This is a genomic window from Marinifilum caeruleilacunae, from assembly GCF_013141825.1.
GTDB lineage: Bacteria > Bacteroidota > Bacteroidia > Bacteroidales > Marinifilaceae > Marinifilum > Marinifilum caeruleilacunae.
The window spans coordinates 231,486-253,721 of record NZ_RZNH01000002.1; the positions used below are offsets into that span (position 1 = coordinate 231,486).

At 37.7% G+C, this 22,236-nt stretch carries 17 protein-coding genes; 9 read left to right on the top strand and 8 right to left on the bottom strand.

The annotated features are described in order from the left end of the window. Positions 1 to 68 precede the first annotated feature (68 nt). The 7 genes from ELS83_RS02475 to ELS83_RS02505 form a co-directional block, all read right to left on the bottom strand. Positions 69 to 2,420 (bottom strand): zinc-dependent metalloprotease, encoded by a 2,352-nt coding sequence (locus ELS83_RS02475; protein ID WP_171593932.1) that lies wholly within the window; start codon positions 2,418 to 2,420, stop codon positions 69 to 71. Between the two features lie 86 nt (positions 2,421 to 2,506). Beyond that, entirely contained in the window at positions 2,507 to 4,054 is a 1,548-nt protein-coding gene (locus ELS83_RS02480; protein WP_171593933.1) for a hypothetical protein, read from the bottom strand. A gap of 81 nt (positions 4,055 to 4,135) precedes the next feature. Beyond that, positions 4,136 to 5,578, bottom strand: coding sequence for a RagB/SusD family nutrient uptake outer membrane protein (locus tag ELS83_RS02485; protein ID WP_171593934.1), 1,443 nt, complete (start codon positions 5,576 to 5,578; stop codon positions 4,136 to 4,138). A gap of 25 nt (positions 5,579 to 5,603) precedes the next feature. Then, a complete protein-coding gene (locus ELS83_RS02490) occupies positions 5,604 to 8,591 on the bottom strand; it encodes a SusC/RagA family TonB-linked outer membrane protein (protein WP_171593935.1) in 2,988 nt (995 codons plus the stop codon). A 31-nt stretch (positions 8,592 to 8,622) separates the two neighbouring features. Continuing rightward, positions 8,623 to 10,494: a 4Fe-4S binding protein gene (locus ELS83_RS02495; protein WP_171593936.1), complete on the bottom strand. Its 1,872-nt coding sequence runs from the start codon at positions 10,492 to 10,494 to the stop codon at positions 8,623 to 8,625. A 413-nt stretch (positions 10,495 to 10,907) separates the two neighbouring features. Further along, entirely contained in the window at positions 10,908 to 11,519 is a 612-nt protein-coding gene (locus tag ELS83_RS02500) for a hypothetical protein (protein WP_171593937.1), read from the bottom strand. A gap of 240 nt (positions 11,520 to 11,759) precedes the next feature. Beyond that, on the bottom strand, positions 11,760 to 12,872 hold the full coding sequence (locus ELS83_RS02505; protein ID WP_171593938.1) for a helix-turn-helix domain-containing protein: 1,113 nt from the start codon (positions 12,870 to 12,872) through the stop codon (positions 11,760 to 11,762). A 375-nt stretch (positions 12,873 to 13,247) separates the two neighbouring features. Between ELS83_RS02505 and ELS83_RS02510 the strand changes: the two genes are divergently transcribed. From ELS83_RS02510 to ELS83_RS02545, 8 genes are all read left to right on the top strand, one after another. Further along, on the top strand, positions 13,248 to 13,985 hold the full coding sequence (locus ELS83_RS02510) for an ion transporter (protein WP_171593940.1): 738 nt from the start codon (positions 13,248 to 13,250) through the stop codon (positions 13,983 to 13,985). A gap of 207 nt (positions 13,986 to 14,192) precedes the next feature. Further along, the gene (gene thiS, locus ELS83_RS02515; protein ID WP_171593941.1) at positions 14,193 to 14,396 is read left to right on the top strand and encodes a sulfur carrier protein ThiS; all 204 of its coding nucleotides are present in this window, start codon (positions 14,193 to 14,195) and stop codon (positions 14,394 to 14,396) included. 91 nt (positions 14,397 to 14,487) lie between these two features. After that, the gene (gene thiC / locus ELS83_RS02520; RefSeq protein WP_171593942.1) at positions 14,488 to 16,290 is read left to right on the top strand and encodes a phosphomethylpyrimidine synthase ThiC; all 1,803 of its coding nucleotides are present in this window, start codon (positions 14,488 to 14,490) and stop codon (positions 16,288 to 16,290) included. 3 nt (positions 16,291 to 16,293) lie between these two features. After that, a complete protein-coding gene (locus ELS83_RS02525) occupies positions 16,294 to 16,920 on the top strand; it encodes a thiamine phosphate synthase (protein WP_171593943.1) in 627 nt (208 codons plus the stop codon). Then, on the top strand, positions 16,901 to 17,509 hold the full coding sequence (locus ELS83_RS02530; protein ID WP_216616328.1) for a thiamine phosphate synthase: 609 nt from the start codon (positions 16,901 to 16,903) through the stop codon (positions 17,507 to 17,509). The genes ELS83_RS02525 and ELS83_RS02530 overlap by 20 nt, the downstream gene beginning before the upstream one ends. Continuing rightward, entirely contained in the window at positions 17,502 to 18,278 is a 777-nt protein-coding gene (locus ELS83_RS02535; RefSeq protein ID WP_171593944.1) for a thiazole synthase, read from the top strand. Before ELS83_RS02530 ends, ELS83_RS02535 begins: the two co-directional genes overlap by 8 nt. 48 nt (positions 18,279 to 18,326) lie before the next feature. After that, entirely contained in the window at positions 18,327 to 19,439 is a 1,113-nt protein-coding gene (thiH, locus tag ELS83_RS02540; protein ID WP_171593945.1) for a 2-iminoacetate synthase ThiH, read from the top strand. A 4-nt stretch (positions 19,440 to 19,443) separates the two neighbouring features. After that, entirely contained in the window at positions 19,444 to 20,145 is a 702-nt protein-coding gene (locus tag ELS83_RS02545; protein ID WP_171593946.1) for a HesA/MoeB/ThiF family protein, read from the top strand. Between the two features lie 116 nt (positions 20,146 to 20,261). On the opposite strand, the gene ELS83_RS02550 is transcribed toward ELS83_RS02545, so the two are convergent. Further along, positions 20,262 to 21,560, bottom strand: a complete 1,299-nt coding sequence (locus ELS83_RS02550; protein WP_216616329.1) for a hypothetical protein — start codon at positions 21,558 to 21,560, stop codon at positions 20,262 to 20,264. Between the two features lie 179 nt (positions 21,561 to 21,739). On the opposite strand from ELS83_RS02550, the gene ELS83_RS02555 reads away from it, so the two are divergent. Then, a complete protein-coding gene (locus ELS83_RS02555) occupies positions 21,740 to 22,165 on the top strand; it encodes a hypothetical protein (RefSeq protein ID WP_171593947.1) in 426 nt (141 codons plus the stop codon). The last annotated feature ends 71 nt before the right edge of the window (positions 22,166 to 22,236 follow it).

Genomic DNA, 22,236 nt, shown 5'->3' on the forward strand with positions numbered 1-22,236 from the left:
TTTGATGAATATGAATTCATCAATTATCTTTTCAATTCGCTTAATTCTGTACTTGTATGAACTGTATTTTAGTTCAGGATATATGTTAGGAAGGTGAAATGCTTTTTCACTTCTTCATTCCCTTTTTCTGTTTTTTTACTTGCCATATTTTTTACAGCATTCAACTCAGCTTTAATATCAGCCATGATCAAATTATTAAATACATGCCCCCCATCTTTGGCATTGTCTTCTAGCAATTTCTGTAAGCCTTTCACGTATTCAACCTGTATATTTCTCATCCAGCTTGTTGCCTGTTTCTTGCTCGAAACCGAAAATACACGTTCTGTGATATCGCTTAAATATTCGCTAACTGCATAAGGATCGGTCGACTGACTCGAACAGGTATACATTCTCACCAAAACAGCCCTGTTGATTAATCGATTGATGATTTCACCTTGCGATTTCATAATTTCCCGATCCAAACTTCCCAGCCTTCTCTCAAACTCATTGGTTTTCATCCAGTCGTACTGACTCAATAACTCATCCATGATGTAATCCAAAGCCTCCTTCTGTTTGTCTCGACTTACCGCTACATATTTTTCAGGATGTGTTTCGTTGGTTACATCGAACTCATACATCCCGCCAAGGCGCGCTTCGGCATGTTTAAAATACCTGTTGTATTGTTTGATCACTCCTTCATACATCCATTCCAAATGATTGTTTCCAAGCTCATCGGCGGCAGTCCATTCCACAAGGTTTTTCATAATTAGCTTGGTGTTTGCCGCACCATAACGACTGGCTTTTATCACATCATTTCCTAAAGATTCTGTCAATACCGAAGGATCCAACATGCCATCACCCATTCCATTTTTGGTGCCAAACAGGTACATATCATCATTGCTTCTCTCTTCGAACCATTTGTTCAGTGTTGCCTTTTCTTCTTCAGCATTATCGGCATTATAAATAGGTTGGTAAGCCCATTTAATGGCAAAATAATCGTATACTCCCAGTAAAGGAGGTGTTAAGCTTACTCCTTTATCTTTTGGCTGTGCGATATAATTGTTTCGGGCATAATCCATAATCGAAGCGGCCGTTCCGTATTTTTTTGTAAAACTTGCCGAACGCAATGAATCTACCGGATAAGCATAGGAAGCACGATAGTTGTGTTTCATCCCCAGGCAGTGTCCTATTTCGTGAGCAGCTGCGTATCGAATTAGTTCGCCAAGGATCTCATTTGGCACATTTTCCATATTTCCCCTGATTGCAGGATCGTTAGCCGCAGTCTGAGAAAAACGCCACTGATACAATTTGCTGATTACATTGTGATAGAAAAGCACATCGCCCTGAAGAATTTCACCCGAACGCGGATCAACCCAGTGGTTGCCCATGGCATTTGCTTTATCGGTTGTGATGTATCTAAAACATGAATTGGTAAAATCATTGGCATGGAAAGTTGTATCGTTTACCGGATAATCTTTTGCTATGATTGCATTCTTAAATCCAATGGCTTCGAATGCCATTTGCCAGTCTTCAATACCAGCTTTAATATAAGGTTTCCATTTTTCAGGAATCGAATTGTCAACGTAAAATACAATTGGTTTCTTAGGTTCAACCAATTCGCCATTCTGGTGGCGTTTCTCATCTTCTTTTTTGGCTTCGAGCCTCCATCTTTTAATATAGGTGTAGGATTTAACATCCATATATTCAGATGATAATTCTTTTCTTACTTCTTCGTAATAATTTATCTGCGAACTCCCTAAACGAGGACGCATTGGTTTTTTGGGAAGCAACACAATAGAGCGATGTAAAGAGCACATAAATTGTTTGCGTTTTCCCATAAATCCCATCTGGCTAACAATTTCAACATTGCTATCATAAGCTCGTGCTTCAATGGTTTTTGTAGCTTCAGGAATTACTTTTCCCCTGCTCCCGCCTCCAAAAGGTGAAATCTGAGGAATCTGATTGTTAAAGAATTTTGTTACATCGATAACCGATGCATTGTTTTTTGCATTTCTGGCTTCTATTTTAAAAGCAGAATAAATGGTTTGAACATTGTTTCGATTGAATGAAATACTGATTGGATCGTTTGGATCCATCTGCTTTTCCAGGCTAATAACATGTAGGTAAACAGCTTTGGCATCCTGACTGAATTGCACCAACATTGGGTTGTGCATCATTTGCCCCGCCACTGCACTCCTGGTAGAACTAATTTCCTCTACCCTGCTGCCAATTAACAAATCTCTTCCCATAATGCTATCAGGAATTTCGAGCCACAGCTTGCTGTCATTCATGTGTACGCTTATAAAACCGCTGTCGCTGATATCAGCCTTATTAAGCAAAGGCTGGTACTTTTTAGCCAATGCCGCATAATTGCTTTGAGCACTTGCCGAAATGCTTAGTGCCAAAATGAAGAAAAGAGTTGATAATGTAAATCGAAACATTTGTTGTTATTTATAGTTCTGTGGGTTGTTTCTGTTTGTTGAAAAAAGGATAAGTGACCGGCTTTCGCCGATCACTTTTAGTTGAATTATTTCCAGTTGATGTACTTAATTCTCATTGTATAAGTATCTCCGTCATTCGAAATATAATATTTAGGATCAATCTCGAAGTCATCATCAGAACATGTGAATGTAATATCTACAATAATTTCTTTGCTTGTAGCATTAAATGTTCCTACTGATCTTTCTACAGTAATTGTAGCAGGTGTTACTTGTGAAGATTTAGAGATGTCTCCACCATTTAATTTAGAATCAGCATACCACCAGTAATAATACTTTGATTTAATTTCTCCATTAACATCAACATCAACGTAAGTTTTAGCTTTCCAGGCATCAATATCATTTGCTTTATAAACAGTTAATGTTTGAGCAGGAACAACAACGTCACCAGTTGTAGCATTTACTTCCTTGGCTGCAAAACGGAACCATCCAGTTTCCGATTTGATTTGAGAAGAGTTAGAGCTATAAACCGCTTCGTTATCAAAAAACTTGGTCAATCCCAGGTAATCACCACCTTGATATTCTGTTCTTTCAAAATCTGTAGTATAAACAAATTTACCACCAACTTTATGCTCAAATGTATTTGTTACATCAGTCCATTGGTTACCATCAGTTTCTGAAACATTCAATACATTACCTCTCGATAAAGATTTCCAATCTTCAGCAACAGAATCCCAATAGTATCTTTTTGTCCAATATGCCATATTGGATTTAAATACATAAGTGTCTGTAGTATTGTCTTCTCTAAAACCAGTGTAGTCGTTAGTTTCGTTAAACCATACAGAAAAATCAACCTGTGGATCAACAGCATTAATTGCGAAAGTATTCTCAGTAGCTTTCACAGCATAATCGGTTACCGATGGAGCAGCAAAACCAAAAGTTACAGTTTTGTCCATATCAACCACGGCAGTATTTTTCATTGTTACAGTAAAGTCTGCTGAAACCGATCCGGCCGGAATTGTAATTGCATTGTTGCTTAAACCAGCAATTTCATAATCTGTATCAGCAACTAAATCTCCATCGATAGTCAATGGAATTACAAGATCAGAAGCATAAGTTTTGCTCAAACCAACTGTAATGGTTTTCACCTCTTCCATATATGGATTAGTTACAAAATCAGATGTTCCAAAAGAAACCTCAGGAGCATCCGAAGGAGGATTAGCATTGTCAACAATGGTGATGTTTACATTTGCAGGAGTAGACAATTCATAACCTGTACCTGCTTGTAGTGCAATTGCCAATGTTTTGCTTGCTTCAATGGCTGAAACATTAATTGGGTTAACAAAAATGTTAGCCGTAGTCTGGTTTGCAGGAATGGTTACAGTTTTTGCAATATCCTGGAAGTTTACACCTTCAACAGCAGTTCCCGATAAAGCAATACCTACAGTGTATGCAGTTTCAAGAGGAGCATCAGCATTTACTTTTACAAGCAAAGCAGAAGTAGCTGTTTCCGAAATTTCGATTGCATCAGCAGTCAATGATAGTTTTGGGATGATTGGATCATCATCGTCACTACAACTTGCTAAAATTAGCGCAGCTACCATTAGCCACATCATGTTTAAATAACTCTTTTTCATGTGTTAATAGATTTTTGATTATTCGATCTTCCCAAGGGGATCCGGGAAGATCTTATGTTAAAACTTAATTATCTTTAAATATTAGTATCCCGGATTTTGAACCATATTTGGATTTCCTTCAATTGCATCTTCTGGAATTGGCAGAACAAATAAATCGCTTGGATAATCGACATTTACATTTTGAGTAGCATTACAATCCACTCTTCTCAAGTCTCTTCCCATTCTTACAATATCAAAGAACAAATGCCCTTCAAAAGCCAATTCTCGTCTTCTCTCCAGGAAAAGTTCTTCTTTTAAAGCAGCTCCTGACAATTGTAGGTTTGTAGCATTGGGATTTGCACGTTTGCGAATGACGTCTAAGTCGGCACGAGCCTGCACCTCATCTATTGCTGGTAGATTAAGAGAAGCTTCTGCTCTAATCAGGTACATTTCAGCCAAACGTACCACTGGGATATAATGGTCTTTATCGGCCATTTCTGTCCATTTAGCAGTTAGAGATTGTACAACATCTTTTGCTTCTTGCTCGCCAAATAGTTGTTTTCTTACATCTTCATCATCATACAAGTCAATAATATCATTGCTTGGCAGCAAGTAAAAACGATCTCTGTTTTCACTGATTCCAATTCTATCCGACAAGGGAGCAGCATTATTGCGACCTCCATTATCAATCGCAAAAAGATCTTCGTTAGTAGGTGTATTGTTCGAATAGTAATCTAAAACTTCCGAATTTGGCAGTAAAGAAGCACTACCACTTTCTATAACTTTCGTAGCATATTCTCTAGCTTTGTCCCAATCGCTCTTGTACAGATAAACTCTTGCCAAAAGAGCCTGAGCTGCAACCTTAGACATATAGAACTTTGCCGACTTTGCTTCTTCTACCCCAATTGCGGTTCCTAAATTCTGCTCAGCTTCCAAAAGATCTGCAATAATGTTTTCGTAGTTATCGTAAAGCAAATCACGACTGGTTAATTCGTGGTAAGCAATATTTTTTTGCAGATATGGAATTCCTAAATGCTGAGCATTAGCGGTGTAAGAATATGGTTGTGCATATAGCCTGGCCAAATCGAAATGTGCCAATGCACGAATTGCTTTTGCTTCTGCCACAGCTTGTAACTTTTGAAGATCACTTGCATCCTCCACGTAATCAATATTTTCAATCACCATGTTTGCAGCACTAATCACTTCATAAATCTGTCCGTAACATCCATCAAAGTAATCATCTTCTCCTTCAACTGTATGCGTAAATTCAAATGCTGGGATATAGTAGAATGAAAATGGACTTTCAAAATTAAGGTCGTCAATTTTCAAATTTCCACCTTTAACTTCGGCAGCCATAATCATTTGAGTTCCGTAATAATTAGTTGCTCCCATTTCGTAATATGCGCCATTCAAAGCCTCTTCAACTCCACTTAGTGTAGAAAATAATCTATCATTAGATATTTTTGTTTCATCATCGATATCCAAAAAATCGGAACATGAAGCAAAACCTAATGCCAATAATCCTATGTATATTAATTTTTTCATATCTATCTCCTTTTAAACTTCATGATTAAATCCCCAGCTTTAACTGAAAAGCAACTGTTCTGGACTGTGGGAATGGGTAACGGTATTCGGCCAATCCATTTCTGCCTGATTTTCCTCCCTCTTTGTACCATGTATAAACATTTGAAACATTCACTCCAAGCGAAGCATTGGCCAATCTCATGGAAGAACACAAACTTTTTGGAAGGTTGTAGTGTAGAGCAATTGAACGAACCGAAACATTGGATTGATCGAACAAAAATCGGGTACTGTAGGCATTGTATTTGATATCCTTATCCAATCTAGGAATATCAGTACGGTCACCAGGTTTTTGCCACCTGTCCAATAAATTCACACTTTTATTGTAAATATTCAGTGTCTTGATATTTTCCATATCCCTGGCAGGGTAAGGCATCATTTTATCAGCTCCATACTCAAAGGCAATCATGAATGAAAGGTTAAAACCTTTATAATTGAAATTGTTTGAAAAACCACCTGTAAAATCAGGATTGGACTTCCCTATGATTTGCTTATTATCAACCCCAGATAAATCACTAGGATCTTTTGTGATGCTTCCGTCTTTCATTTTCCATTGCGGATCACCTGTATTAGCATCAACACCAGCATAAACATTTCCCATAATTAAAGAAGTAGATTCACCGACAATTAATCCGGCAGTTCCCGAAACAAATCGCTCAGAATAAAGTGCCAATTTGTCTAACCTACTCTTATTAAAACCAATATTAAAGTTGCTGTTCCATTGTACTTTTCCAAGCATAATATTACTTGCCTTCAAAGTAAATTCCAGACCATAATTCGTCAAATCAGCCGTGTTCACAGAAATAATATTCCATCCCGTTTCCGGTACCACATTCAATGAAAGGATACCATCTTTGGTTTTATTGTTATAATACTCTGTCTCAAGAGTAAATTTTCTCAAGAACTTCACAATCAAACCTGCATTAAACTTATAGGATTGTTGCCATCCTAAGTCTTCATTAGGAGCGGCATATGGTTGAGCAATTAATTTCCCATTATAACTGGAGGATGTGCTATAACTATATAATCCTCGAGCCGAGTATGATCCTACTTTCGCATTTCCCAACTTTCCGAAAGAAGATTTCAACTTCACGAAATTGATGATATCATTCTCTATCCAAAAGTTCTCTTTTGAGATAATCCATGAGCCACCAATGGAAGCGAAATTTTCCACTTTTTGATCTCCTCCAAAGTAGGATGATGCATCGGAACGGAAGTTCATTGACAAGAAATATTTCTTTCCAAAGTCATAATTGAATCGACCATAGTAAGATCTCATTGCACTTTCACTCTCCGATGAACTTACTGAACTGTCTTCATCATCACCATTTCCTGGAATACGAATCTTTTCCGAAACCAAATTCTCTTCTGAAACAGATGTTTGGTTTCGCTCATCATGTTTTAGCTGAATACCGGCAGTGGCGCCGAATGAATGTTTTTTTACCGATCCGTTATATTCCAATTGTGTATAAGTAACCCAATTATTATTCTCGGTACGTTTTTCTTTGATTACTCCATTCTTTTTACGGCCCCTTCCATTTTCTTTCGAATAAAAGGAGTATTGTTTGGTGTTGGTATAATCCAATCCAAACATACTTGATGAACTAAAGTTTTTCGAAATCTTCACCTTCAGGTTTAAACTGTTATTCGAGTAGAACTTCTCAGACTCATTGGTATTCTGAGCCAAATCTGCCAATGGATTGGCATAAGTCTCCATCTGAGTATATTTTCCTTCTTCATCGTACACCGGAATATTTGGTTTGTATGCATAGGTTGCAAAAGCTGCATACTTCTCCGATTTAAAACTACTTATACCACCACTGTATGATAATCTTACTCCTTTCGCCAATTCAGTATCCAAACTCAAGCGAGAAATAATTGACTCCGAATCATTTCCTTTTGTGGTTGTTTCATTGTCTTTGTAGCCAAACGACAAACGATATGTTGTTTTATCGGAACCTCCAGAAATATTCAAATTGGTTTGGTGCGCCACTGAATTTTGCAATGTCAGATCACGCCAATTCGTATAAACATCCGTACGACCAACTTCTTCTGGAATACTTTCCTCTGAATAACCCGAATTTCGATAATACTCAGTAGCCAATTCAACATACTGATCGGTATTTAAATATTCAATTTTATTAATAGGTGTACTTAATAAGGTTTTGTGGGAGATGTTGACCCTGGTTTTCCCTTTCACCCCTTTCTTAGTGGTAATGATTACTACACCATTTGCCGCATTTGCACCATAAATCGCTGCTGCAGAAGCATCTTTCAATATGGATACCGATTCAATATCCTCCGGATTAATCAAGGCTAACGGATTGATGACTATCTGATCATCAGCAGCAGCACCAGATTTCTGATCAACATTTGGGTTTAATGCATCAACCAAAGGCACTCCATCCAAAATATACAATGGCTCACTTGAAGCTGTAATATTCGAACCTAAATCAGGCAACGAGTTATTCCCACGAATACGCACTTTTACCGGACTGTTCGGGTTTCCATCATCCGACTCCAAATACACACCAGCAACCTGTCCTTCCAACATTTGGTCGACACTTTGCGCATTACTGTGCTTTAACAATTCGTCTGATTTTACCTGCTCTACCGAACCTACAACAGCTTCGCGCGATTTTACGCTACCGTATCCCAGTACTACCACCTCGTTCAGTTTCTGGTCTGCCGATTTTAGCTGCACGTTGATTACTTTCTGCCCTTTTACCGGAATAAATTGGGTTTCGTAACCAATGAATGAAAACATCAGTTCAGCATTCGCTTTGCTTACTTTTAAAGTGAATTTTCCATCGAAATCGGTGGTTACGCCATTCGATGTGCCTTTTTCTAGCACAGTAACACCTGGTATGCCAAGCTTATCGCCTGCATCGGTAACTGTTCCTGCTACTGTTAGTCCCTGGGCAAAAAGCTGGAACTGCAGTAAAACAAGAAGTGCTATTAAATAGATTCTTACCATAGACTTGTTATTTAATTGATTTTAGCGTGGGTTAGTTTGTAAGTTTAAATTTGAAAGGGTTTGCCACCTGCTCGCTTTCTCCATTGGTATACACCAAAGTCATCTCTTCTTTTGCTGCCCATTCTACCATTTCATCAGGATTAACTTTATCCTGGATGTAGAAGAATCGAACGGTTGGTTGTGCCTGGTAATCGGCATGAATACCAACAACTCCCTTGTATTTTTTAGCTACGTGATTTGACAACTCCTTAAACTTGTTTTCGTTTTTCGGGAAATCTTCCAATACCAGCATGATTGATCGTAATTGCTCTCTTGGGTAAGATTTAAAGTTGTTAAATGTTGCCTTGTGTTTCTTAAAGGTTCTCTTCATCAATCCAATTCCGTTGATTGGCACATTAGATTTTACCACGTCTTTTACCTCGTACGGATAGCTTCTTCTGTGTTTAATCGATGTAATCAACTTTTCGATTTTCGATTCACTCATTTCCGAATCACAGAAAGCCAATAATCTGATTTCTGTATCGAATTGTGTTTCCAATTGGTAGATGCCTTCATTCTGAAGTGCCTCAGCCATAATTTTCAAATCGGCTTCGGTCAAATACTTGGCTACACGAAGTTTATGAACTGCAAGTTCCTGATCAAGCTTAGGAGCTTTTACAAATTGCTTCGATCGGGTGTAAAGCATTTTTCGAATGCTCAACTCGTCAATCTTGGTGGTATCGTAAGTAATTTCGGCTTTGTGATCGCTGATGTAAGTATTTACACCAAGAACTCCATCTACCTCTTTCATTTGGCGTACAAATCCCATAGAGCTGCTAAAGCAGGTCAAATGGCTCATGTGTTCGATGGTAAATTCTTTCGACTGGTCCATTTCGGTAGTATTACCCCAGGCTTTAGAAACTGTTGGCAAATTGTACTGACTTGCAATTACCAATCCGGCAATAAACAAAACAACTACCAATACCGATGGTAACCATTTTACATTCAGTTTTTCATTTAAGGTCAATGCTCCATCTTTCGGACAAGCTGAAACACAATCGCCACAAATGTTACAGTCCGGGTGTTTCACCATTTCCATATCTGCTACATCAATTCCCTGTGGGCAGCTTCTTGAACACAATCCACAATCGATACATGTGTGTGTATGGCGCGTAATTTTTAATACAGATTGTTGTTTGGTTTCCACTTTCAGGATTTCCAACACATAACCCACCAGGCAGATAATTCCAACAATAATACTGATATCAACACCTACTTCGAAGAAGTACATTGAGCCTAAAATGGCTACTACTACTCCTACTCCTATCCAATATTTAAAAATGTTTGATATCGCACCAAGCGGACACAGGTACTTACACCAGAACAATCTAAATACTATGGAGCCTAAAATAAATATAGAAATAGAGATTGTTGCGAAAAGGTAGTTTACCCTGTGACCGTATAGTGTGATACTTGTATAAAAAGGATCGTATTGTTTACAAAACAGTTCACCGGTTTTTAAGGTAATGGTTAGGGTAAAGAACAGAAGAATGTATTTTAAACTTCTTAAGGCTTTATCGGTAACACCATTAATATCTCTTCTAATTTTAAAGCGATCTGCTGCTTTTCCAATTGCTTCCGATACCGTTCCCAGCGGACAAAGATGACTACAAAACAGTTTACCCAGTACCAATACAGTAAATAAGAATACTGCACCCAATACCATTTGGGTTACTGTCATATTACAAGCGATTAATCCATCCTGCATTAAAGTTAGAATGGCTTGAATTCCCCCCATTGGACAATATGTCTCAAAATCGACTACACTTAAGCCTAGCTGATTTCCGATAAAGAACAGGATAATCAGAGAGAGTACAGAAAACTGTAAAATGTTTCTGAATAGGCTAACTCGTTTTTTACTCATAAGATTAGATTGATTTTTGATTTCAACCGAAAAGTGGGAAATGATGCAAACCCAGGCGCTGCATTTTGGAATATGGGACTTTTAGAACCGTATCAAATTGGATAATGACACCTCCATCTATCTCTTTATCTGCACCTTGCCTTTTTAAGTGGATTCGCTCTAAAATATGTCTGACATCTTACTGTTTTGAACCATTCTATACTACTCTCTCGTTTTTCTCCTTTTAGCACTTTCATCTTATTCTATTTTTTCACAAAATCACCAGGTATTTCCTTTTCTTAAAATGGTGTTGCAAATTTGAGAGAATTGACTTGGCTATGCAATCGCATGATTGTGGTATTTTTTTTAAACAAAAAGGCAGAAAAAAAGCCTGTACAATAAATACAGGCTTCTCTGTTTACTCTTCTTAAAAATTATCTTCTGGTTCTGCGCTCTTTCATTCGTTGTTCCCTCACTTTTAGAAAATCCTCAATTCTTTTGGGGTTTATCTTTAGAGCTTCGCTTAAAAATTTTCGTTGATTCAACTCGGCAACATTTGATCTCTCACTGGCCTTTGCAACTTTATCGCGCAAGTCCTTCATGAATTGTTTCATTTCATCGTCCCATTTATCTTTATGAAACCTGAAATACTCATAAAACCTGTATGGATGTTTAAAACCTCTCTTTTCAGCCATTTGCTTTGCCTCTTCCGGAGTAATCCATAAATAGTAACTCGATTTTAAATGACTATAGGTAATACGATTTGAGGCAATTCTTCCCTGATCCCAATTCCCAAATTCCCCCACTAATACAACTCCCAAAGAGTCTTTCCATGAATCTATTCTTTCTGGGATAAATCTAAACTTAGTTACGATTGAATCAAACTTTGCAGAAGGAATATTTATTTTATAATCTTTATTCAAATGCTCATATTCATGTGTCAGGTAGTCGTAATCCAGATACTCTTGTGGAATTTTTCGAGGCTGCTGCTGAGCGCTAATCGTCAATGAAATTAGTAGTAGTGAAAATACAAATAGAATTCTCATAAGTAAATGTTTTTGTTATTTATTTTGATATTAACTCAATATAGTCAGTATATTATGCGGGTTTCACCTCACAACACACTCCTTAAAATTATTAACTTAAAATAACAAAAGGGTTAATTAAAAAACCATGATTTTCACTTAACAGATTCTATAAATATGTATCATTTCACAAAATGACACCTTCTATTGGCTCACATTATGAATTTTAATCGATTAAATAGAACTTCTCTAAATTCTGTATTAAGATTTCGATTTGATATACTCGGTAGGTGTGATATCGTGAAATTGTTTAAATACACGATTGAATGAAGATTTTGAATTGAAGCCACAATCGAAGGCCAGGTATAGTAAGGTTTTGTCTTCGTGAGCTTTTTGCTCGATCAAGTGTATAAAATAGTTAATGCGATAAGAGTTGATAAAATCGGAATAAGATCGATTGGCACTTCGGTTAATGGCCTGAGAAATGGTATGCTCTGGCACATCAATCATAGCTGATAATTTTCGAAGCGTTAAGTCTCCATCTTTGTAAACCTCTTTTTGCTCTATAAATTCACAAATCTGTTGAAACTGTTCATCGTACGGATTTTCATCATCTACAACCACCTGTTCTCTGGAATTGTTTGCTGCTGGAGCAACAAGTGCAACACTTAAAGGATGAGCAAAAATGTAGGAATACTTCGTGTATATATATACAAATGAGATGACAAAAACAGAAACGATAATATTAATCAACATCACCTGGTCGATTACAAAATGAACACCATTGGATCCCAACAATTTGATCAGAAATACCACCGACAACAAAATGAGCACTCCATTACCAATACTGCTGATCCATTTTACTCCATAAGGATTTCCTTTGGTAAAGGATTTATTCTTTTGAACTTTCAAAATCATAATATAGCCCGTTAATACATAAGCCAAAATGATTAAGAATTTCATGTAAACAGAAATAACAGCATAGATATTATCGGAATGCGAACAACCGCCTTCTTCCAAACAATCGACCAAACCTAAAGATTTTGTGGTGGTTTTGTATCCCATGTAAATTCCGAAAGGAATCAGGTGAAGCAGGTGCTTCTTTCCGAAAGAAAAATCAGGATTTACAAGACTTAGTACATAGAAATAGAACATTGTACCATGCAATACATGACTGGCACAAGCAAACTCGTAAACCCAATGAAAATCGTGAAACAAATTTTGAGAAGACAAAAAGAAGGTTACTTCGGCAAGCGCAACAAGGAAAAGCCAGAAAGTGAAAATTTTATCGGACAGGTGATTTGCTTTACGCGACATGATAGACACCATAAAAAACACCAGGATGGCCAAACAAATCACAAACAAATAATCCATACTCTACCAACTTCTCTTTTAATTACTTTCGCTTATTTGACTAGCAATGTTAACTATTTTTAAGCATTTCAACAACTTATAATACAAATTCTCAGACTACAATTCTCATCAAATCAGATAAATAAAAACATAATTGTAAATCTTTCAGGAGTAATACAAACATGAAACACCAATATAAATAAGCTTTAAAATGATGTTGTAAATGCTATGTTTTAAGAATTATAGCTCAATCTTAAAAAAAACATAAATTGGTAATACCAAAGATTATCGCATACTTTATTGAAAATAAAATTATCGAAACTTAAAAGGTTCTACATTTGTAAAATAGAATCGCTATAAATTATATTTAAGAATTAATTAACAAATCGATCATACATGAGAGAGTATATCAGAAATATCGTAGAAGACAATACCACAAAAAAGGGAAAGATATTCGATTATATCATCCAGGTTTTAATCATGCTTTCGCTGATTTCTTTTTCGGTAGAAACTTTACCCAATAATTCTGAGCATGTAGTTTTGCTTCTTGAATATTTCGAGGTCTTTTGTATCATCGTTTTTTCCATAGAATATTTATTGCGAATTTTTGTTTCGAAGAAACCACTCTCCTATATCTTTAGCTTTTATGGCATTATCGATTTACTGGCCATTCTACCTTTCTACTTGCGCGGAACGCTTGACTTTAGAGCCATTCGAGCTTTTCGTATTTTCAGGGTATTCAGAACCTTAAAACTAATCAGATACAACAGAGCTTTGCATCGTTTTCATATCGCTGCCAAAATTGTAAAGGAAGAAATCATTCTCTTCTTTATCGTAACCGGAATCTTGATTTTCTTATCGGCATCGGGCATTTACTTTTTTGAAAACGAAGCCCAGCCAAAAGTATTTGCATCGATATTTCATAGCTTGTGGTGGGCAATTGTAACCCTTACCACGGTTGGTTATGGCGATGTATATCCTATCACGGTTGGCGGAAAAATATTCACTTTTTTTGTGCTGTTAATTGGCGTTGGTGTGGTTACCGTTCCGGCTGGATTGGTTGCCACTTCACTTTCCAAGGCAAGAGAAATTGAAGAAGAAGAAAGAAAAAACACGCCCTCTCAAACCTCATAATGTGCAACTTACAACCCCACACTCATTCCTTGAATCTTTTTTTTGAGTAAATTATGATTGTTATTCAAGAAATTTCATTTAAGTTTGCCAACATTATTAACAAGGGGTGCCTATAACGGCTGAGATTATACCCTATGAACCTGGGCGAGTAATGCCGCCAAGGGATTGTATCTATCTCCTGTTTCTACTCCTGTAATCTTTTTTGTAATGAACATTTTTTGTAATGGTAATCCAATTGCTTTGGATGATTGTACTTCGCTATTTACACTTTTATCGGTGACTGAATACGTGAACCAAAAAGGTATTGCAGTGGCTGTAAACAATTGTGTAATCAAAAAACAGGATTGGGAATCTCACCAACTTCAGGAAAACGATAAAGTATTGATTGTTTCGGCTACTAAGGGAGGATGAAAGTAATTTTCATTGTACAACAGCAGTAGATTCAACTTACTTCGTTTTGCGTCTCTTGTTTTCATTTTAAGAACATTAAAACACTATAAAATTGAAAACAAAGAACATTACTCAGGGAGGATTTCCTAACTCCAAAAAAGTCTATGTAAAAGGCAAGCTTCACAACATAGAAGTTGCCATGCGTGAAATTCACCTTGCAGACACAAGCGATAAGGATGGCAATGTAATTAAAAACCATCCGGTAACGGTATACGATACATCTGGTCCTTATACCGACGATAAAATTGATGTAGATCTTGAAAAAGGATTGCCAAAAATTCGCAAACAATGGATTCTTGACAGACAAGACGTTGAGGAATTGGATGGCATGTCTTCGGAATATGGACGCATGCGACTTGCCGATAAAAAATTGGATCATTTGCGATTCGACCATGTTAGCACCAAGCCTTTAAAAGCTAAAGAAGGCAAATATGTATCGCAATATTACTATGCCAAAAAAGGAATCATCACTCCCGAAATGGAGTATGTAGCCATTCGTGAAAACCAGCGTATTGATGAGATAAAGGAGAAATATTCTCAGCACAAAGGTTGTCCGATGGGCGCACAAATTCCCGAAACACACATTACTCCCGAATTTGTACGTGACGAAATTGCCAAAGGGCGAGCAATTCTACCAGCTAATATCAACCACCCAGAAGCGGAGCCAATGATTATTGGTAGAAACTTTTTGGTAAAAATCAATGGTAACATTGGTAACTCTCCTACTACATCAAGTATTGAAGAAGAAGTAGAAAAGGCGGTTTGGGCATTCCGTTGGGGTGCTGATACTATTATGGATTTATCTACTGGTGAAAACATTCACGAAACAAGAGAATGGATTGTTAGAAACAGTCCGGTTCCGGTTGGTACTGTTCCCCTGTACCAGGCACTTGAAAAGGTAAATGGTAAGGTGGAAGATTTAAGTTGGGATATTTACAAGGACACATTAATCGAACAGTGCGAGCAAGGTGTAGATTATTTCACCATTCATGCAGGCTTGCTTTGGAAGCACATTCCGATGACCATTCACAGAACAACAGGAATTGTATCGCGCGGTGGTTCAATTCTGGCAAAATGGATTCTTCATCACCACAAAGAGAATTTCCTATACACTCATTTCGAAGACATTTGTAAAATTCTGGCAAAATATGATGTTGCTGTTTCGCTTGGAGACGGTTTGCGTCCGGGATGTTTAGCGGATGCCAACGACAAAGCACAGTTTGGCGAGTTGGAAGCTTTGGGTCACCTCACCAAAATTGCCCGTGAAAACTACGTGCAGGTTATTATCGAAGGGCCTGGTCATGTTCCTATGCACATGATTAAGCAAAATATGGATGAGCAGTTGAGACATTGCGACGAAGCACCATTCTACACTTTAGGCCCATTGGTAACCGATATTGCACCAGGTTACGACCACATTACCTCGGCAATTGGTGGGGCCATGATTGCCTGGCACGGAACTGCAATGCTGTGTTATGTAACTCAAAAAGAACACTTGGGTTTGCCAAACAAAGATGATGTTAAAGAAGGTGTAATTACCTTTAAACTGGCCGCTCATGCAGCCGATTTGGCCAAAGGTTTTCCTGGTGCTCAATATCGCGACAATGCAATGAGCAAAGCCCGTTTCGAATTCCGATGGAGAGATCAGTTTTCACTGGCATTAGATAGCGAAAAGGCCATGAAGTTTCATGATGAAACATTGCCGGATGAAGGTTATAAATCGACTCATTTCTGTTCGATGTGCGGCGAAAACTTTTGTTCGATGCGTGCCACAATGGAGGTGCGAGAATTGGCCGAAAAAGCACAAGCCAAGGGCGTAGAATTCGAAGAAGCAGGAAACGAATTGTACAGCTAAAGCATGAAATTGATATTGGTATCATATCCAGATTTTTTTAAAGGGGAAACCAGCATTGTTTCCTCTTTACTGGATTCTTATGATTTCACATTTCATCTGCGAAAACCTCAAGCTTCCAAACAGGAATTAATTGATTACCTGGATGAAATTCCTACCAGACTACATTCTAAAATTGTCTTGCATAACGAAATAGAAGTTTTTTCGAGCTACAAGCTTGAAGGAATGCATTTCTCGGGAGCAAAAAGAGAATCTGCCCAGGAACTGGCAAAAACTGTGACGAAAGGAACATCTTGCCATTCCATATCAGAGATTAAATCTTTAGAAAAAACTTTCGACTATGTCTATTTAAGTCCGATTTTCGAAAGCATTTCAAAACAAGGCTATCAGGGAAACCTGGATATGGAAGAAGTGAAAGTATTTCTGGAAGAAGCAAAACAAAACCAGGTCTACGCACTGGGAGGAATAGCTATCGAGAACATCCATCACATCAAGCAATTCGCATTCGATGGACTTGCTGTTTTAGGTGCAGTCTGGACCCTTAACCCTCTAAAGAATCGGGATATGATTCAATCCAATTTCAATAAAATCTACTCAAAAATTCAGTCTGTTTATGAAAAAAGCAATTCCTAAAATTCAATATATCACACAGGATCATCCTGAATTGTCGCATTCCATGCAAGCCAAACTGGCATTTGAAAAAGGCATTGAGGCAGTTCAAATCAGGATGAAAAACAGTAGTGAAAAAGAAATATTAACGGAGGCCAGAATGGCAATGCAATATGCCGATGAGATGGATGGCACTTTAATTATTAATGATTCCATTGCCATTGCCAAAGAAATTGGAGCACATGCCCTGCATCTAGGATTGAATGACACTCCAATTGATGAAGCCAGGAAAATTCTTGGTGCAGAAATCATTATTGGTGGAACTGCAAATACACTGGAAGACATTGTTATTCAAAAATCCCGTGGAGCGGACTATGTAGGCCTTGGACCATTCAGACATACAAGTACGAAGAAGAATTTAAGTCCAATTCTTGGTTTGGAAGGGTATCAAAATATCCTATCTAAAATGAATGAAAAGGGATTAGAAATTCCAATTGTAGCAGTAGGAGGAATACTTCTTGAAGAAATTGAATTATTGCAAAACGCAGGCTTGTACGGACTTGCCATTTCAGGTGCATTATTGAAAACACTAAACAACCAAACTCATGAATGATTTAAAACTAGGAGATAAAATATTTACATCCCGCCTTTTCACCGGAACCGGGAAATTCAGTTCGAACGAAGTGATGAAAGAAGCCATCGAAGCTTCGGGTTCAGAATTGGTAACCATGGCTTTAAAAAGAATTGACATAGAGGATGAGAATGACAATATGTTGCAACATCTTCAGATACCAGGTGTTAACTTACTGCCAAATACTTCGGGCGTACGCAACGCCAAGGAAGCGGTATTTGCTGCACAACTAACAAGAGAAGCCCTGGAAACCAACTGGTTAAAATTAGAAATTCATCCAGATCCTAAATATCTTTTACCCGATGGAGAAGAAACCTTAAAAGCTGCAGAAGAACTTGTAAAGCTTGGCTTTCACGTATTGCCTTACGTACAGGCAGATCCCGTGCTTTGCAAAAAGCTGGAAGAAGTGGGTACTGCTGCCGTAATGCCATTGGGATCACCAATTGGATCGAACAATGGTTTACAAACCATCGATTTTTTAAAAATTATTATCGAGCAAAGTAATGTTCCTGTTGTAGTTGATGCCGGAATTGGAGCTCCTTCACATGCAGCTGCTGCCATGGAAATAGGTGCTGATGCCGTTCTTGTGAATACAGCAATTGCAGTATCACCCAATCCGGTTGAAATGGCAAAAGCTTTTAAAATGGCTGTTGAAGCAGGAAGAATGGCTTTTGAGGCAAAACTGGCAGAACGATCGATGGGTGCTAATGCAAGCAGTCCTTTAACAGCATTCCTCGAAGATTTGGATTAATATCGTAACATGAGAAAGTTAAAAGGCATAACCTATTAAGTCATAAGAATGAGTTTCTATAACGAAATACAAAAATACAATTGGGAGGAAGTCAAAGATCAAATCTATTCCAAAACCACGGATGATGTAAAAAGAGCCCTGCAAAAGGAGAAAATTGATTTGCATGATTTCCAGGCGCTCATTTCGCCTGCTGGCACAGAATATTTGGAGATTATGGCGCAGAAAAGTATGCATCTTACCCAAAAGCGATTTGGAAAATGCATTCAAATGTATATTCCTCTTTACATCTCCAATTCCTGCACAAACACTTGCGTTTATTGTGGTTTTAACTGTAAAAATGAGTTTGAGCGAAAGATTTTAAACCGTTCCGACTTAATCGATGAAGCCAAAGAAATTAAAAAGCTAGGCTTTGAGCATATATTGCTGGTTAGTGGTGAGGATCAGAAAAGATGTGGCAGTGCTTACATCTCAGAAATGATGGATACCATAAAAGATGATTTTTCACTGATATCGCTGGAAGCACAGCCTCTTGAAGTGGATGAGTATGAAAAATTAACACACAAAGGATTACATACCGTATACATCTACCAGGAAACCTATAATGAGTCCAATTACAAAAAATATCATCCGGCAGGAAAAAAATCCAATTTCCAATTTCGATTGGAAACGCCCGACAGATTGGGACAGGCTGGCGTACACAAAGTTGGATTGGGCTGTTTGCTAGGTTTGGAAGATTGGCGAGTGGATAGTTTTTTTACCGCTCTTCACCTTCAATATCTGGAAAAAACATACTGGAAGAGTAAATATTCGATCTCATTCCCAAGACTGCGTCCTCATACCGGAGGCTTTCAACCCAACTACGAAACCTCACAAAAAGATTTGGTACAGCTCATTACTGCATACCGACTCTTCAATCATCATGTTGAAATTTCATTGTCTACAAGAGAAAGCGAACAGTTTCGTGATAACATGTTGAAACTGGGAGCGACTTCTTTTAGTGCGGGATCAAAAACAAATCCCGGAGGATATTCAAACAAGGAAGAATCGTTGGAACAATTTTCCATTAACGATGACAGAAGTCCTGCAGAAATTGCAGAGATGATTCAATCCAAAGGTTACGAAGTGGTCTGGAAAGACTGGGATAATTTTATGCAATTGTAAACAGATGAAGGAAATTCAAAAAGAGCGATACAACAGGCATATCATCCTGTCTGAAATTGGCGAAGAAGGTCAAAAGAAATTATTGAATGCAAAAGTATTGGTTGTTGGTGCAGGAGGTTTGGGAGCTCCTGTGCTGCAATACCTTGTGGCGGCAGGCGTTGGGTACATTGGGATTGTTGATGCCGACACTGTAAGTTTGTCGAACCTGCAACGGCAAATTCTATACCGTGAAAATCAGATTGGCAAGTCGAAAGTCGAACATGCAAAACAAAGCTTGACTCAACTGAATTCGGATGTGAAAATTAGTACATACTCGTTCATGCTTGATGATAGCAATGCCGAAGAAATTATTTCTGCTTACGATGTAATTGTTGGAGCAACAGATAATTTCGATTCCCGAAAGTGCATCGATCGAATATCAAAACAACAAGGCAAAGCCTTTGTTCATGGATCGATTGGAGAATTTGAAGGGCAAATTTCAGTATTGAATCATAAGGGTGGTCCCTCCTATTTTGATCTGTTTCCTGATACACCCGATGAATCGGCTTTGCCACTTGGTGTATTGGGTGTTTTACCAGGAATCATTGGCAGCATGCAAGCTTGTGAAGCCATAAAAATCATTCTTGAAATTGGAGATATTTTATCTGGAAAATTATTGATTTATGATGCTCTTTCACATCAAGTGAATATCATAAATTTCTCCTGATAAAAATTTAAAAGGCCAATGTAATTCTTCTACAATGGCCTTTTTTTTACCTCGGTATGCTGTAATATAAAATAAAAAAAACGTCACCAATTCATATCAGTGACGTTTATTTTTTGTTATCTCAAATTCTCAGGAACCTGAGGTGTAGATATTAAATGAGTGAAAATTTCCCATCGCTTATCGGGATTGCTTTCTACTCCTCCTCTCTTTTCTACATATTCTTTTACCATATCCTGTCCCCAGTTGTAATTGATGATATAGCTTCGGTAAGTTTCAGGAAATCTGAAAGTAGATTCGCTCGCTCTGCGCAAAGCATATTTTTCCATCCATTTTCCTGTCTCTTCTTTCGACCATTTTCCATCAAGGTAGTTTCGCATAGCAGTGGTTCTGGCGTAAGTTAATTCATGAGTCAGTTCCTGAATTTTATAATACAGATCTACTTTATCAGTATCCAATCCGGCAAGCGGGAATAACACTTCTTTCTCGAATTTCATTCTCTCTTCGCGAGGAAATACCACATGAATTCCATAGTTTGCAGTTCCTTCTGCAATTAAGGATTGTGGACTAAACAATGGATAAACCGAAAATTCGTTCCATCCTCTTTCTTTTACCAGGTTCGATTCCAACAAAGAATTGTACACATGGTGCCCCGGATATCCTTCATGGCTTGCCAAATCAATTGCCCTGTCAATAAGGATTGGGAAATCGATATTCACCTGTATCAAACTAAAGTTATTTCCTTTATACCAATTGTATCCTGCCCAGGCTTTATCAGTAACATATTCCAATTCGAAGTTTTCATTTTCAGGCAAAGGAATGTGTTGTTTGGTTCTTTTGCGCGATTCCTCAATGGCAGCTCTAAATACGGCGTCCACCTTATCTTTTGGAATCACAAAATCTTTCTGAAAAACCGATAGTCGATCAATTAGGCTTCCTTTTCCCGGAACGAGTCTCTCCAATTCATTGATGATTCCTGCGAAATGCTCATCTTCAAAATCGGGAACTACAGCATCGTACAAATGCTTCGACTCCTCGTTAAAAGTAAAGTTCTTTCCCGAAAGCATTTCCACTCTTGCTCTTACAGCAATAAATTGCTTTAACAGGTATTGCTTCCTCAACTGAAGCATTTCATCCTCTTTAGAGAGGTCCAATTCTTTGACTTTTGCACTTAATTCATCAAGTCGTGCAATGAGTTCATCAGCTGGAATTTGTTCTTTCTTTAGTTTCTCAACCTCATTTTTCCAATCTTCTGGTCCGTAATATGCATCAACATACAAAGGATCGTACAATCCAATTTCAAGTACTGTTTTCACATACCTTTCCGCCACATGATTCATTACTGTATTTACATCAGCCTTTTGCTGACATGAAAACAATATCCCGCTAAGGAAAACAAGAGATAAAAATTTCTTCATATAAAGAATTTTAATGGTTAAGTTGATTGTGTTTAAGTAATACAATCCAAATTTATAAAAGCATTTTCAAAAATGAATCAGGAAGCTGTGATTTCTTTTTACTAAATATCCTACCTAAGGGCTCGGGCAATATCACATTTTTCTATTATTTTAGATCTTCTTAAAAATACAAATACAATATGGACGCGATACTTTTAAAAGATTCACTACATACGAATGATGTCAAAGATTTAATTCTGAAAGGGGTTAAGGATATGGATATCAACCAGGATAAAAGGGATGAGATTGAACAGGAAGCAAACCAGCTTTCTGATGCTTTTGTTGAGAGCATTACTTATCATACCCAGCATGGAAAGGAGAACGATTCAAGTTATGCTTTTCAGATAGCCGTAAAATTCAACCACTTTACAGAGGAGTTTCGAAAAGTATTCCTAAAAAATTACAAACAGGATGTATTGGTTGGTTTTGGAATCAGCGCAATCTGGATGGGAATTTTAAATGGCCTGGATGCTGAAAGCGGCATTATGCCAAATCATCCGTTTAAACGAGAAATTGCAAATTGCCTTGTTGCCATCGCCGAAATTTTAGATGAATCGAAACAATAAAACAATCAAAAATCCCCGTAAGGAAATAACCTTTCGGGGATTTTGAGTTTAAAGTATATAAGATCTGGCCA

Bases quoted from the DNA above. Each gene is read 5' to 3' on its own strand.
- thiH (WP_171593945.1), top strand. From the start codon at position 18,327: ATGAGTTTCTATAACGAAATACAAAAATACAATTGGGAGGAAGTCAAA.
- ELS83_RS02480 (WP_171593933.1), bottom strand. From the start codon at position 4,054: ATGAAAAAGAGTTATTTAAACATGATGTGGCTAATGGTAGCTGCGCTA.
- ELS83_RS02545 (WP_171593946.1), top strand. From the start codon at position 19,444: ATGAAGGAAATTCAAAAAGAGCGATACAACAGGCATATCATCCTGTCT.
- ELS83_RS02495 (WP_171593936.1), bottom strand. From the start codon at position 10,494: ATGAGTAAAAAACGAGTTAGCCTATTCAGAAACATTTTACAGTTTTCT.
- ELS83_RS02475 (WP_171593932.1), bottom strand. From the start codon at position 2,420: ATGTTTCGATTTACATTATCAACTCTTTTCTTCATTTTGGCACTAAGC.
- ELS83_RS02550 (WP_216616329.1), bottom strand. From the start codon at position 21,560: ATGAAGAAATTTTTATCTCTTGTTTTCCTTAGCGGGATATTGTTTTCA.
- ELS83_RS02555 (WP_171593947.1), top strand. From the start codon at position 21,740: ATGGACGCGATACTTTTAAAAGATTCACTACATACGAATGATGTCAAA.
- ELS83_RS02500 (WP_171593937.1), bottom strand. From the start codon at position 11,519: ATGAGAATTCTATTTGTATTTTCACTACTACTAATTTCATTGACGATT.
- ELS83_RS02525 (WP_171593943.1), top strand. From the start codon at position 16,294: ATGAAATTGATATTGGTATCATATCCAGATTTTTTTAAAGGGGAAACC.
- ELS83_RS02510 (WP_171593940.1), top strand. From the start codon at position 13,248: ATGAGAGAGTATATCAGAAATATCGTAGAAGACAATACCACAAAAAAG.
- ELS83_RS02490 (WP_171593935.1), bottom strand. From the start codon at position 8,591: ATGGTAAGAATCTATTTAATAGCACTTCTTGTTTTACTGCAGTTCCAG.
- thiS (WP_171593941.1), top strand. From the start codon at position 14,193: ATGAACATTTTTTGTAATGGTAATCCAATTGCTTTGGATGATTGTACT.
- ELS83_RS02530 (WP_216616328.1), top strand. From the start codon at position 16,901: ATGAAAAAAGCAATTCCTAAAATTCAATATATCACACAGGATCATCCT.
- ELS83_RS02485 (WP_171593934.1), bottom strand. From the start codon at position 5,578: ATGAAAAAATTAATATACATAGGATTATTGGCATTAGGTTTTGCTTCA.
- ELS83_RS02535 (WP_171593944.1), top strand. From the start codon at position 17,502: ATGAATGATTTAAAACTAGGAGATAAAATATTTACATCCCGCCTTTTC.
- ELS83_RS02505 (WP_171593938.1), bottom strand. From the start codon at position 12,872: ATGGATTATTTGTTTGTGATTTGTTTGGCCATCCTGGTGTTTTTTATG.